This is a genomic window from Alistipes sp. DJF_B185, from assembly GCF_964250025.1.
Lineage (GTDB): Bacteria > Bacteroidota > Bacteroidia > Bacteroidales > Rikenellaceae > Alistipes > Alistipes finegoldii.
On sequence record NZ_CAXUDY010000005.1, the window covers coordinates 268,012 to 281,391 of the forward strand.

General features: G+C 56.8%; 14 protein-coding genes and 5 tRNA genes. 5 read left to right on the plus strand and 14 right to left on the minus strand.

Annotated features, from left to right (window positions below; genetic code table 11):
- Positions 1–12: 12 nt before the first annotated feature.
- The 7 genes from nusG to ACESTR_RS09035 form a co-directional block, all read right to left on the minus strand.
- Positions 13–573, minus strand: coding sequence for a transcription termination/antitermination protein NusG (gene nusG / locus ACESTR_RS09005; RefSeq protein WP_009596421.1), 561 nt, complete (start codon positions 571–573; stop codon positions 13–15).
- A 14-nt stretch (positions 574–587) separates the two neighbouring features.
- Positions 588–785: a preprotein translocase subunit SecE gene (gene secE / locus ACESTR_RS09010; RefSeq protein WP_009596332.1), complete on the minus strand. Its 198-nt coding sequence runs from the start codon at positions 783–785 to the stop codon at positions 588–590.
- 21 nt (positions 786–806) lie between these two features.
- A tRNA-Trp gene (locus tag ACESTR_RS09015) sits at positions 807–880 on the minus strand.
- A gap of 48 nt (positions 881–928) precedes the next feature.
- Positions 929–2,116 (minus strand): elongation factor Tu, encoded by a 1,188-nt coding sequence (gene tuf / locus ACESTR_RS09020; protein ID WP_009596396.1) that lies wholly within the window; start codon positions 2,114–2,116, stop codon positions 929–931.
- Between the two features lie 132 nt (positions 2,117–2,248).
- Positions 2,249–2,321: transfer RNA gene (locus tag ACESTR_RS09025), tRNA-Gly, on the minus strand.
- Between the two features lie 97 nt (positions 2,322–2,418).
- Positions 2,419–2,501, minus strand: a tRNA-Tyr gene (locus ACESTR_RS09030).
- A 125-nt stretch (positions 2,502–2,626) separates the two neighbouring features.
- Positions 2,627–2,700, minus strand: a tRNA-Thr gene (locus tag ACESTR_RS09035).
- 338 nt (positions 2,701–3,038) lie between these two features.
- Here ACESTR_RS09035 and ACESTR_RS09040 point away from each other — a divergent pair.
- Complete coding sequence (locus ACESTR_RS09040; RefSeq protein WP_227042416.1) at positions 3,039–3,560, plus strand: GNAT family N-acetyltransferase; 522 nt, start codon at positions 3,039–3,041, stop codon at positions 3,558–3,560.
- Positions 3,561–3,667: 107 nt separating this feature from the next.
- On the opposite strand, the gene ACESTR_RS09045 is transcribed toward ACESTR_RS09040, so the two are convergent.
- From ACESTR_RS09045 to ACESTR_RS09055, 3 genes are all read right to left on the minus strand, one after another.
- Positions 3,668–4,396: a helix-turn-helix domain-containing protein gene (locus tag ACESTR_RS09045; protein WP_039939562.1), complete on the minus strand. Its 729-nt coding sequence runs from the start codon at positions 4,394–4,396 to the stop codon at positions 3,668–3,670.
- Positions 4,397–4,866: 470 nt separating this feature from the next.
- A complete protein-coding gene (locus ACESTR_RS09050) occupies positions 4,867–5,724 on the minus strand; it encodes a hypothetical protein (RefSeq protein WP_279183729.1) in 858 nt (285 codons plus the stop codon).
- A 306-nt stretch (positions 5,725–6,030) separates the two neighbouring features.
- Positions 6,031–6,297: a type B 50S ribosomal protein L31 gene (locus ACESTR_RS09055; protein ID WP_009596455.1), complete on the minus strand. Its 267-nt coding sequence runs from the start codon at positions 6,295–6,297 to the stop codon at positions 6,031–6,033.
- Positions 6,298–6,613: 316 nt separating this feature from the next.
- On the opposite strand from ACESTR_RS09055, the gene ACESTR_RS09060 reads away from it, so the two are divergent.
- The 4 genes from ACESTR_RS09060 (at position 6,614) to ACESTR_RS09075 (ending at position 8,852) form a co-directional block, all read left to right on the plus strand.
- Positions 6,614–7,441 (plus strand): S1/P1 nuclease, encoded by an 828-nt coding sequence (locus ACESTR_RS09060; RefSeq protein ID WP_195289990.1) that lies wholly within the window; start codon positions 6,614–6,616, stop codon positions 7,439–7,441.
- 107 nt (positions 7,442–7,548) lie between these two features.
- Positions 7,549–7,622, plus strand: a tRNA-Ile gene (locus ACESTR_RS09065).
- A 297-nt stretch (positions 7,623–7,919) separates the two neighbouring features.
- Positions 7,920–8,288, plus strand: a complete 369-nt coding sequence (locus tag ACESTR_RS09070) for a DUF3127 domain-containing protein (RefSeq protein ID WP_276721790.1) — start codon at positions 7,920–7,922, stop codon at positions 8,286–8,288.
- A 66-nt stretch (positions 8,289–8,354) separates the two neighbouring features.
- Entirely contained in the window at positions 8,355–8,852 is a 498-nt protein-coding gene (locus tag ACESTR_RS09075; RefSeq protein ID WP_279183166.1) for a GNAT family N-acetyltransferase, read from the plus strand.
- 99 nt (positions 8,853–8,951) lie between these two features.
- Here ACESTR_RS09075 and ACESTR_RS09080 read toward each other — a convergent pair whose 3' ends face one another.
- The 4 genes from ACESTR_RS09080 to ACESTR_RS09095 all read right to left on the minus strand — a co-directional run bounded on the left by ACESTR_RS09080 (position 8,952) and on the right by ACESTR_RS09095 (position 13,311).
- Positions 8,952–10,085: an FKBP-type peptidyl-prolyl cis-trans isomerase N-terminal domain-containing protein gene (locus ACESTR_RS09080; RefSeq protein WP_237958882.1), complete on the minus strand. Its 1,134-nt coding sequence runs from the start codon at positions 10,083–10,085 to the stop codon at positions 8,952–8,954.
- Positions 10,086–10,175: 90 nt separating this feature from the next.
- Positions 10,176–10,889 carry an FKBP-type peptidyl-prolyl cis-trans isomerase gene (locus ACESTR_RS09085; RefSeq protein ID WP_014775714.1) on the minus strand — a complete coding sequence of 238 codons (714 nt, stop codon included), beginning with the start codon at positions 10,887–10,889 and terminating at the stop codon, positions 10,176–10,178.
- 1 nt (position 10,890) lies between these two features.
- On the minus strand, positions 10,891–12,270 hold the full coding sequence (nhaA, locus tag ACESTR_RS09090) for a Na+/H+ antiporter NhaA (RefSeq protein ID WP_237958884.1): 1,380 nt from the start codon (positions 12,268–12,270) through the stop codon (positions 10,891–10,893).
- A complete protein-coding gene (locus ACESTR_RS09095) occupies positions 12,271–13,311 on the minus strand; it encodes an agmatinase family protein (protein ID WP_278714086.1) in 1,041 nt (346 codons plus the stop codon).
- Positions 13,312–13,380: the final 69 nt, after the last annotated feature.

The window sequence follows — 13,380 nt, forward strand, 5'->3', positions numbered from 1 at the left end:
TTCCTTGGTTAATTATTCTTTTTCTACTTGTGTGAAACCCAACTCCATAGGAGTCTTGCGCCCGAATATCTTCACCGATACCGTGAGTTTCTTGCGCTCGTTGTCGACGGCCTCGATGGTACCCTGGAAGCTTGAGAAAGGGCCATCGGTGACCTTGACGGTCTCGCCGACAAAGAATGGTATTTCGTTCTCCTCCTCCATGGCATTCATCTCGTCGACGCGGCCGAGGATGCGGGCCACCTCCTGCGGACGCAGCGGCGTGGCATTCATCTTGCGACTGTCTTCCTTGGTATCGCCGAGGAAACCCAGCACATTGGGAGTGTTACGAATTATAATCGGAATCTGACCTACAAACGCGGCCTCCACCAATACGTAGCCCGGATAAGAAACCTTCTCCTTGGAAACTTTCTTTCCGTTGCGGATGGTGTATACCTTTTCGGTGGGAATCAGCACCTGAGATATATACTCCTCCAGATTATTATGGCGGATTTCGGCCTCGATATACTCTTTGACCTTGTTTTCCTTACCGCCGATAGCCCGGACGACATACCACTGCTTCTTAATCTCGCTCATCGTTTCAGCAACAATTAACGGCCAAGATTACCCAGTGTCTTGTAAATGACGGCCATCAGGTTCTCGAACGTCAGGTCCATAGCCAGCACGACAATGGCGAAAATGACCGAAGCCACCATCACGACGATCGTAGAGCTTTGGAGCTGGGGAAACGTGGGCCACGTCACCTTGTTTACAAGCTCGTTGTAGGATTCTTTAACGTAATTGAACATACCTTTTTTTCTTTTACTCTTTGGCAGGAGCAGAGAGATTCGAACTCCCATCAACGGTTTTGGAGACCGCTATTCTACCCTTGAACTATGCTCCTAAAAGCGGGAAGCGGTGCGGAACACCGCTTCCCTATGGGTTGTGAAAATTATTTCACGATCTTCAGGATCTGACCTGCACCTACCGTACGGCCACCCTCGCGGATTGCGAAACGCAGACCTTCGTTGATAGCTACCGGGTAGATTAGCTTCACGGTGATGGTCACGTGGTCGCCGGGCATAACCATGTCTACGCCTGCGGGCAGGTGAACCTCACCGGTCACGTCCATCGTACGCAGATAGAACTGGGGACGATAGTTGTTGTGGAACGGCGTGTGACGGCCACCCTCTTCCTTCTTCAGGATGTAGACCTCAGCCTCGAACTCGGTGTGCGGGGTGATCGAGCCGGGTTTAGCGACTACCATACCGCGCTTAACCTCTTTCTTGTCGATACCGCGGAGCAGCAGACCTACGTTGTCGCCGGCCTCGCCCTCGTCGAGCAGCTTGCGGAACATCTCGACACCCGTACAGGTCGAAGTCAGGGTCTTCTCCTCAAGACCTACGATCTCGACGGGATCGCCTACGTGGATGATACCGGTCTCGATACGGCCCGTTACAACGGTACCGCGGCCGGTGATCGAGAACACGTCCTCGACAGGCATCAGGAACGGCTTCTCGTTCTCACGCTGCGGGATCGGAATATACTCGTCAACAGCGTTCATCAGCTCCATGATCTTGTCCTCCCATGCCGGCTCGCCGTTCAGGCCGCCGAGTGCGGAACCGCGGATAACGGGAGCGTTGTCGCCGTCATATTCGTATTTCGAAAGCAGGTCGCGAACCTCCATCTCGACGAGGTCGAGCATTTCAGGGTCGTCCACCATGTCGCACTTGTTCAAGAAAACAACGATGCGGGGAACGTTCACCTGACGGGCGAGCAGCACGTGCTCGTTGGTCTGGGGCATCGGGCCGTCCGTTGCGGCAACTACCAGAATGGCACCGTCCATCTGAGCGGCACCGGTAACCATGTTCTTCACATAGTCGGCGTGTCCGGGGCAGTCTACGTGAGCATAGTGACGGTTGGCCGTCTGGTACTCAACGTGCGAGGTATTGATCGTGATACCACGCTCTTTCTCCTCAGGAGCGTTGTCGATGGAGTCGAACGAACGAAGCTCCGACAGACCTTTCTTAGCCAGAACGGTCGTGATAGCAGCGGTAAGGGTGGTCTTACCGTGGTCAACGTGTCCGATGGTACCGATGTTCACATGCGGTTTCGAACGGTCGAATTTTTCTTTTGCCATAGTATTAAGTATTTAAAGTATTGTTAAAAATTGCTTTAAAGTTTTAAAAATTCATTTCGCAGAACGAGCGGGCGACACAAACTCCCCTATCAACCGATAGGAGACGTCCGTATCACACGCTTCTGCGTCTTGAGCGGAAGACGAGGCTCAAACTCGCGACCCTCAGCTTGGAAGGCTGATGCTCTATCAACTGAGCTACTTCCGCAAAAATATACCGTATCAGAGTCTACCCTTTCCTCCGCGCCGTCCGTCGATCGGACACCGCCGAAGATCTTGCAACTCCAACCGGCACTCTTTCTTAGTGGGAAGTGATGGATTCGAACCACCGAAGGCGTAAGCCAGCAGATTTACAGTCTGCCCCATTTGGCCACTCTGGTAACTTCCCAAGTTGTCTGCCCCTGAAAGATCGGCTCGCTTTTTGCGCGGGTCTTCCCCGTGAGGCTTTCGTTGCGCCGCTGCTCGTGTTCCGGAAGACCTTCGTCTTTCCGCTTCTCTCGCATCGGCTGTCCGAGCCGATGGAGGGATTCGAACCCCCGACCAGCTGATTACAAATCAGCTGCTCTGGCCAACTGAGCTACATCGGCAAAATCAACCGTTTTGGATTGCAAAAGTAGGCATAAAAAATTTACCGGCCAAATTATTTCCAATAAATTTTTCACTTTTTTACTCTTCTCAAAGAACGTCGGTCTACCGCCTTTTTTACAGGGGTGAAATCGGGTGCAAAGATAGGAAAAGTTTTATATTTTACAACAGCTTCTGCAAAAAATATCACCCTCCGCACCCAAGGTTATTACCGTTCCGCCCCTGCACGCTCCGAAACCGCAGTTCCTGCGGGTGCAAAACGCTCCGACACCTATTTAATATATAAAAAAACAGCTTCCCCGATTTTTCACTACCTTTGCAGCCAAAACCGGCATATACCATGAAAACGATTCCACTGTTCGACGACTTCTCGCTGCGTTCGCTGTGCAGCGGGGACGCACCGGCGATTTTCGGCGCCATAGACACCCAGCGCGAACACCTCGGACGCTGGCTCCCGTTCGTGGCGGCGACGCACCGCGTGGAGCAGACGCAGGAGGTCGTCGCAGGGATGCTGAACGACACGGCAAACCCGGTCTTCACGATCCGGAGCGGAGATGCGTTCGCAGGACTGATCGGCTTCAAATCGGCGGACGGCACGACGCGCACCATCGAAATCGGCTACTGGCTCCGCAGCGAGTTTCAGGGCCGGGGAATCATGACGTCCGCCGTGCAGGCGCTCTGCCGGCTCGCTTTCGAAGAGATGGGCATGGAACGCATCGAAATACGCTGCGCGCCGGGCAATCTCCGCAGCAACCGTATTCCCCAGCGGCTCGGATTCCGGCTCGACCGGGTGGAAGTCCGGGGCGAACAACTCTCCGACGGGGAGTTCGTCGATCTGAACATCTACCTGCTGGAGCGCTGAAAAAGAAGCGGAGAAGCCCACAGCCTCTCCGTTTCCACAATCCGACAACAAACCCAAGCTGCCGGCATATACTCTCCGTCTGCGGACGGTACGGGACAAATCCCCTACTACCCCTCCTTTATGGATGCGATCAGCTGCGCGGGCGTCGCCTGCAGGTAATTCTTGCAGAACCGGCTGAACTGCGTATAATGGCGGAATCCATACTTGTTCATCAGCACCTTCGTACTGTCCTCGCCGTCGCGGATATCCGTAAAGATCTTCAGCGCCTTCTGGCGCATCATCCAATGATAGACGCTGTCGTTGAAGTGCTCGGCGAAACGGCGCTTGAAGACCGAAAGGCTCATGCCCGCAAGCGCGGCCAGCTCCGCCACGCCCTGCGCCTTGTCGTAATTGTTGCACACGAACACGCGGAAGTTATCCTGCGGCTGAATCATCGACTGGAAGAAATAAGCATGCTCCGTCGGCGTATACAGCACCTTGATCATCATGAAAAGCTCCGTAGCCTTCATTTTGTGGTAACGGGCGCACTCGCTCAGCTCCGGAACGGCGAACAGATCGCAGAGCAGGCGTTCGATCGTAGGATGCATCGAAAGCCGCGGCACCGCTTCGGTCGGGATGACCGTATCGTAGGGCATCACCTTATCGAAAATATCCTGTTCGCAGAACTCGATGCGGTGAATCAGCGAAAGCACGACGACATGGGCGTCGTCCTGCGCCGTGGTGACGAAACGTTCGCCCCTCGCCAGACATACGTATTGTTTCGACGTCACAAGCCGCACCGTATCCCCATGCTCCATCATCAGCGAACCCGACATCACGAAAAGAATGCGCACCATGCGGTCTGCGGGAAAAGTCACCCCTTCTCCTGCTGAAAAAGAAATTTGCGCGAAACGGCAGTAATTCGAATCGCCTATGCGGCGAAACGGCGCAGGAAACGTAGGACAACTACTACAATCCGCAGGGCAATTCTCTTTCAAACCGGCCTCCACAAACTGCGGTTTGATTTGATAATCCATATTACAACTATGTATATTTTTTATTGTCCAAATGTACGTAAAAAAAATAAAAATGACAAAACAGAACACCGCGCATCGCAAATAACGGTTCGTCTCCATTCCGATCCGAATCAAAAAACGTGTCCGGCATGCCATACACCGCCCGTCTCTGACAAAATACATCCATTATCCGCCCCATCTCGGTTTCCTTGCCGAACTCACTCGCTCGCCAAACGAGAGAGGCATCCCGGAATATTCCGGGATGCCTCTCTCATTTCCGCGCGGCGCCGGATCATCCGGCCCTCCGCCCGTTATTTATAGCTTACGATCAGAATCTTAGACGATTCCCAAAAGCGGACGGGATCGGTAATAAGCAGTTTCAGCACGACCTTGTCGGCATCCGTCACCAACTCGTACGACTCTTCGGGATGCGTCGTCACGACCGAAACCTTTTTCTGCCCGATCGGCACCTCCGACAGCAACCGAGAATCGGACTTGGTAAAACTGGCCAGATTATCGGTCTTATTGACCGTCAGCGTACGCCCGATGAAACCCTGCTTGTTGATGATCTGCGCCTCACGCAGCTCTTTCTCGGTCCCGACGATGTAATACACCGTATTCAGCTGGTTCTCCAGTTCGATCTTCTCGGTGTTCAGGGTCTCGACCTGCTCGCTCCGCACGGCCACCTGCTCGGTCAGGGTCTCCACCTCGACGCCCATCTTGGTGAGATTCTCCCGCAGCTGGGCAATTTCGTTTTTCTTCTCGGTAAGCTGCTCGCTCATGTCCCGAATCATCTTTTCCAGTCCGTCGAGACGCAGATTGGCTTTCCGCAATTGCGCGACAGCGCTCTGCAGCGAAGCGATCTTGACTTTGTTTTCCCGCAGCAGCCGGTCGATGGCGGCAATATCGTTGTTGATCTCCTCCACGGGACGGCGGCCGCCTTCGGCGTCGCCTGCCACCGAGATCAGATTCTCACGCGTCCTGATCAGCGCAAGATTCTCGGAAATGGAGCCGATATCTTCGAAAACTGCATTGATCAGCGAGTCTTTCGCGCTGACGACCACCGAAAGCGAATCGCGCTGCTCCTCGACCTTGACGACCGTCCCTTTGCTCACACACGACGCCAGAGCCAGCGCAGCCCCCAGCGCCATGACAATTACATGCTTCATAACTTTCTAACGTTTAAGTCATTGTTTGCCTTACGGCGGCAAATATATACATAAAAACGATATCGTGTGCAAAAAAATCGGCCCCAGAACGAAAATTCCGGCCGCACCTGCCGACCCTTCCCCGGCATATCCGCGCCCCGGCCGCAGAAACGTTTCTACAACCGCCAAACACGCCCTCGACCGCAGGACCGTTCCTACACGCAGACACTCCCTCGACCGCAAAATAGCTCTCCCTGCAACAAACCGCACCAAAAACAAACGGGCCGCACACAAGTGCAGCCCGTTGTCTCTCAGTGCGGAAAGCGCCTATTTCGCGCCTTTCTTATCGTAGCGTTTTGCGTAACGGCTCATAAACTTATCGACGCGACCGGCGGTGTCTACCAACTTCATCTTACCGGTGTAAAACGGGTGCGACGTGTTGGAAATTTCCATCTTATACACGGGATAGGTTTCGCCGTTCACTTCGATGGTCTCTTTTGTCGAAACGGCGGACCGACACAAAAACACGTGGTCGTTGGACATGTCCTTGAACGCCACCAAACGATAATTCTCCGGATGAATACCCTTTTTCATTTCGTTGTTTTTGTTTTAATTGATTGCTTAAGCGGGACAAAGGTACGAATTTATTTGCAACAAACAATACTCCGCCCGATTTTCCGCGAAACTTTTTATCTCCGCATTACCTCCGCAGCGAGAACGCCCCGTGCCGAAGGCCGCGCCGGACGGATAAAAACAGCCCGCAGAAAGGCTCCCAAAGGCCCGCGACAAAATATCCCGAAAATTTCCCGCCGCCGGATAGGTGTTTCGCCCCGCAGCACGGTATTATATTATGACAAGCTTCCGCGCCGCGCAAGGGGCGGAGAGACAAAACAACAAAACACCTTAAAACATGAAGAGACTCCTTCTCATCGCGGCCTTCGCCGCACTGACGTCCGCTCAGGGCGCCTTCGCATGGGGCAGGCTGGGACACGCCGCCGTCGCCCGTCTGGCCGAGCAACACCTGACGAAAAAGGCCAAAGCCAATCTGGACAAACTGCTCGACGGCCGCTCGATCGTCTATTACGCTTCGTGGATGGACGATTACAAGCCCCAAATGCTCGTCGATCTGGGCTATACGCCCACCAACGGTCCCCGCATGCACATGCTGCCCCACACCTTCTCGGTGGACGAAAGCGGCGAGGTAATCCGCGGTAACCGGCTGCCCGGCGACAAATATCTGGCCAACTGCCTCTATTACGTCGAGCGGGCTGCCGACCAGCTGAAAAACCGCATGCACGAGATGAACGACTCCACGCGGCTGGCCTGCATTCAGGTCATCGTCCACTGTCTGGGCGACATGCACTGCCCCGGACACGTCCGCTGGCCGGACAATCAGGAAATCGGCTACTTCAACGTCGTCCTCAAAGGCAGCGAAATCCGCTACCACACGATCTGGGACACCCCGATAGTAGCGACGACCCACCCGTGGAGCTTCTCCGATCTGGCCTTCCTGCTCGACCGCTACACCGAAGAACAGCAGCGGGCGGCGATCGCCGGCGACATCTACGACTGGGGCCGCGAGTCGGCCGCAAACTCGAAATGCATCTACGACGTGAAGCCGGGCGACAAACTGGGACACGACTTCATCCTGAAATACAAACCGCTGGCCGAAGAGCAGCTCGCCAAAGCCGGCTACCGGCTGGCCAAGGTCCTCAACGACATTTTCGACCGTCAGTAAGCCCCCGCCGCGGCCTGCCCGGACCTAAAAAATCTCCGCGTCATATTGGGAATTCGGATTTGTTTTGCTATATTTGTGCCTGCGGTTTGGGCACACAGCCGCCGGACGGACCCATAGCTCAGTCGGTTAGAGCAGCGGACTCATAATCCGAAGGTCGTGGGATCATGCCCCTCTGGGTCCACTGAAAATCAAAGATCTGCAGAAATGCAGGTCTTTTTTGTCTTATTTGCAGGGCACATCCGACCGAACAGCCAATCGGCATGTGTGGAATCCCCGATTTCGGCATCCATAGAATTCTCCGGGCACATGCCTGCGCAGTTTTTCCCGTCCGGCGACGCAAAATACAAAAAATCGCGGCGCCCCGAAGCTCCCCGCCGGAGAAATTTGCGCGGGAATTTTGCCGGCGGGTGCAGGGATTCTTCCGATTTTTTGTTACCTTTGCGGAAAATAAGATTATTAATCCATTCACAGCATCACCATGGAATTCGAAGGAACAGTTTACAAAATAATGCCCGTGACAAAAGGAACGTCGGCACGCGGCGAATGGCAGCGTCAGGACGTGGTCTTCGAGATGAACGAAGGTTCGTTCGCCCGCAAGATCTGCGTCACGTTTTTCAACAAGCCCGACGACGTGGCCCGTCTGAAAGAGGGTGCGGCCTACACCGTCTCGGTCAATATCGAGTCGCGCGAATACAACGGCCGCTGGTACACCGACATCCGCGCATGGCGCCTCCAGCCCAAACAGGCCGAAGTTCCCGGCACAGGCCCGATGCCCGACATGCCGCCCATCGCCGAGGAGCCCTCTTATGCATCGTCGCCCGCCGAGGTGGACGACCTGCCGTTCTAAAGCGGACGGAAAACATACAAGGCGGCTGGGATCTCCAGCCGCCTTTTTCATTTCAAAATCACCGCCATGCAACCGACCGTTCCCGACACGCCCCCCCCGCCTGCAACCGACATCCGGCCGCTCCGCGAAGCGGAAATCCGGGCGGCTTCCGCGCTCGTCCGCCGCGTTTTCGCAGAATTCGAAGCCCCCGATTACGCGCAGGAAGGCATCGACGTCTTTCACCGGTTCATTGCCCCGGAAGCCCTGACGGAACAGTTTCGCACCGGCGCGCTGATGCTATGGGGAGCATTCCGGCAGGATACGCTGGCCGGCGTCGCCGCGGTCAGAAACCGTAGCCACATCAGCCTGCTCTTCGTGGACGCATCCTGTCACCGGCAGGGCATCGCCCGCGCCTTGTTCAACGCAGTACGCGACTTCTGCCGCACCGATCCGGCGGTTTCCCGCATCACCGTCAACTCGTCGCCCTATGCCGTCGAAATATACCGCAGACTGGGATTCACCGCAACCGACGCCGAACGCGTCACGGACGGAATCCGTTTTACCCCGATGACATACCTATTATAACAGCGGCCGCAGCGGACGCCTCCTCCCAATGCCGGCACAATGACAAACAAGGCGGACCCCGCACGGGGTCCGCCCTGTCATATTCGGAATCACACCTGCTTATTTCGCGGGAGCTGCCTCAGGAGTCTCGGCCGTGGCCGTCGAATCCGCCGGAGCGGGTTCCTCGAAAGGAACGACGTCGATCAGCTCCACCTCGAACTCAAGCGCCTCGTTGGGGCCGATGTCGCGGCCGGCGCCACGCGGGCCGTAAGCCAGATCGGCGGGAATCCAGAGCATAATCGTGCCGCCCTTGCCTACCAACTGCAGACCCTCGGTCCAGCCTTTGATCACACGGTTGAGCGGGAATTCAGCCTCCGTATCGGCCTCTTTCGGCGTGCCGTCCTCGTTGAAACCGTCGGGATTCTGCTTGCGCATCATCTCCTGCTGCTCTTTCGAGCGGTTTGCGAACTTCGAAGTATCGAAGACCTTGCCTTCACGCGTGCGGCCCGTGTAATGCACCTTCACCACGTCGCGCGGATCCTTCGGCATCATCGAAGCGTCGCCCTGCTTGGTAACCTTGTAAAGCAGACCCGACTCGGTCTTCTTCACGCCCGACTTCTTCTCGATCTTCTCCAGCCATGCCTTCGAAGCCTCGGCGTTCTCGGCCGGACGCTTCACCATGAAGTAGTACTGCAGATACTGGTTCACGGCATCCTCGGCCATCTTCGCCTTGCCGTCGCGCACGTCCTGCATGGCCTGACCGATCCATACGAGCTGAATGGGCATGCCGCTCTGGCTGATGTTGTAACCGATGTCGTTACCGAACGCATACGAAATCTCGGCACGCTCCTCCTCGCTCTCGAACATGGCGGGATCGGCTGCGGGATACTCGACCTTGGTCGTGTCGCCGCCGGCCAGACGGATGCTGTCCTGCTCGGCACGCTTGGCTGCGATCTCCTGCGCACGCTCGCCGCGCTTGCTCATGAAATACTCACGCAGCATGTCGAGCGACTTGTCGTGCTCCTGCGTGGCCTTACCCATGGCGCCCTCCTTGATACCTTTGTCGATGGCCTTGAAATCAAAGGGAATGTCCCTCATCTCGTGATTCATGCCGTAGCCGATATTGGCGCCCAGCGAATACGAAAGCGAGTCGAAATCCGAAAGGCTGCCCATACGAACGCCGCCGTCCTTGCCGCCGCAGGCAGTCATGAACGCAGCACCTGCAAGTGCCGCTGCAAAAAGAATTTTTTTCATTGTTTTGTTTTTCAAATATGTTTAATCGTTTGTGCCTGTTAGGGGTTTACCTGCGCAAAGTTATAAAATATTTGGAATAATGGTTTAAAATTAACGGCGTAAATTGCTGCGCCGCGACCAATTCGCATATTTATCGACATCGACAAGCTCGATTTCGTAGTACAGCGTGGTATTCGGCTGAATTCCCAGCTCTTTGTCGCCCTGCGTTCCGTAAGCCGCCGAGGAGGGAATCCACGCGTTGATCTTTCCGCCCCTGCCGACCAGTTTGACGCTCTCCTTCATGCCCTTGAGCAGGCCGCCGAGCGTCGTGCGCAGCGTATCGCCCCGCTCGTAGGATGAGTAGACTTCCTGTCCGTCGGCAGTGCGGATCAGGTAGCGGAGCGCGATGCTGTCGCGGTCCGAAGCGGGTATCTGCTCCTGATCGCCCAGCACCTCGACCGTATAGGTCACGCCCGATGCGGTGCGGGCGTAGTTGCGGTTGGCCTTGAGAATATCCTGCAGGAACTGCTCCTCGTAGGCGCGGGCTTTCTCCGGCAGCGCGTAATTCATATAGCGCAGGTAGAAAACCTCGGCGTCGGCAGCCGAGAATCTGGTCCCTTGGCGGAACACGTCGCGGATGCCTTCGCATACGGCGTTCACGTTGATCGTCGAATCCATCTTCATCAGGTTCATGCCCACGTTCATGCCGATCACATAGGCCACCGAATCGGTGTCGGTCTTGAGCTTCACGCCCCCGCCCGTCTTTTTGGAGCAGGCCCCGGCCAGCAACGCCGCAGCCATGAGGACAACTAATGTCTTACGCATATCAGGTTCGTTTTTTCGAAAAAATCAGTATCAGCAGGCTGCCCGCGACGGCGGCGGCCGTCGAGCCCATCAGGATCGCGATTTTGCCCCGGTCGATCAGGTCGGGTTCGGTGTAGGCCAGCGCATCGACGAACAGCGACATCGTGAATCCGATACCGCCCAGACACCCCACGGCGAAGAGCATGCGCCACGTCGCCCCTTCGGGCAGTTCGGCCAGCCCCGACTTCACGGCGCCCCAGCTCGCAAGAAATATGCCCAGCGGTTTTCCCACGAGCAGTCCGAAGAAGACGCCCATCCCCACCGATCCGATATCGGGCGACATATGGAAAATATTGAGGTATTCGAGCGACGATATCTCGACCCCGGCGTTCGCCAGCGCGAAAATCGGCATCACGAGGAAGGTCACTGAAGGCGCCAGCGCATGCTCCAGCCGGTAGCTCATGCCCACCGAGTCGGCCGCGAGATTACGCATGCGGCGCAGGTAGAACCGGTGGTTTTCGTTGGGGAAATCGTCGCCCGAAGTGCCGGCGGCGAGCATCAGCGCCTTCAGGTGGCGCATCTTGTGCACGAAATACTCCTTGCTGTAGCGTGGCGTCATCGGAATCAGCATGGCCATCGCCACGCCCGAAATGGTCGAGTGGACGCCCGAATAGTAGAACAGCCCCCACACCACCACGGCCGGCACCAGATAGAAGAACATGCGCTTCTCGCCCATCTCCTTCATGAAGTAGACGCCGAGCATGATGACCAGCGCCGCCAGCAGGCATCCGATCTGCACCTGCCCACCGTAGAAGAGCGCGATGACCAGAATGGCTCCGAGGTCGTCGGCGATAGCCAGCGCCGTGAGGAATATCTTGAGCGACACGGGGACCCGGTCGCCGAGCATCGAGAGAATGCCGATGGCGAAGGCAATGTCGGTGGCGGTCGGAATACCCCAGCCGTTGGCGGCCATCGTACCGTGGTTGAAGGCGGTGAAGATGATCGCCGGGAAGAGCATGCCGCCCGCCGCGGCCAGCACCGGAAGGAGCGCCTTTTTGGCCGACGAAAGCTGTCCGCAGACGATCTCGCGTTTTATCTCAAGCCCCACGGCGAAGAAGAAAATCACCATCAGGCCGTCGTTGATCAGTTTCTCGACGGTCATCCCGCGCGGGAACACCCAGTCGATCAGCCCGTCGGGGCTATGCACCATCAGCGAGAGGTCGGTCTCCAGCAGATGACGGTAATAGAGCGAAGTCGCAGGCAGATTGGCCAGCAGCATGGCAATGATCACGCATCCGAGCAGCACGATGCCTCCGGCCCAAGGGGCCTCCATGAAATTACGGCCGCGTATACCGATCATGTGGCGCTCGCGCACCCAGCGGTACATCGAAAATAGTCGCATTTATCGAACGTTTGATTTTAAAGTTAAATTACACAACTTCCACAATACCCGTGCGCCCGTTATGGCGTCGATCCGCTCCTCGCGGGCCGGAGTGACCTCCACCACGTCGAACCCGACGATGCGGCGGCCCGAACGCACGAGGGTGTCCAGCAGCCAGACGGCTTGGTTGAAACCCAGTCCGCCCGCAACGGGAGTCCCCGTGTGGGGACAGTTCTCGTAGGAGAGTCCGTCGATGTCGAAACTCACGTAGACCTCCTGCGGAAGCGTTTCGACGATACGCAGACACTGCGCATCCCACGTTTCGCCGCGAAACCCGGCGGCCGCCAGCGACAGATCGTCGAACAGGAGGACGCGGCCGGACGACGCGGCCAGCGCCGCCTCCCGCTCGCTGAAGTCGCGCACGGCGACTTGGGCGATCTTCGTCACCGCAGGCACGTCGCGCAGCACGTTGAACATGATCGAAGCGTGCGAAAACTCGAACCCCTCGTAGGCGTCCCGCAGGTCGCAGTGGGCGTCGATATGCAGGATTCCGAACTCCGCATGCCGCTCGCCGAGCGCGCGGATCAGGCCGTAAGGCGTCGAATGGTCGCCGCCGACCAGCCCGACGAGTTTTCCCGCATCGAGCCAGCGCGCGGCCTGCGCCCCGATGTTGGCGTTCATGGCCACACACCCTTCGTTCACGCGGCAGATTTTGCGCACCACATAGTCGTCCTCAGGACTGCCGCCCCCTTCGAGGTGGTCGATCACCTTCGCCGCATCGCCGCGCAGGCGCTGCGATTCGTCCAGCAGCGAATAGTCCACGTCGGCCGTGGCGATGCCGCGGCGCCATGCGCCGGGAGCCAGCGGTTCGTGGAAATCGAGCTGCGTCGAGGCCTCGATAATGGCATCGGGGGCGTAAGCCGTCCCCGCTCCGTAGGACACCGTCACGTCCCAAGGCGCCGAGACGATCACCAGCTCGGCCGTCTCCGGTTCGAAAGGCAGCCCGAAATAGGTCCCGTTATCCACACCGACCCCGTCGGGATCGAACGTTTTCTGTTCCATAAGATCCGTTTTAAATGTCAAAGGTACAAAAATTTTAATTTTTCCCTATATTTGCTTCCCGTAAAGAGT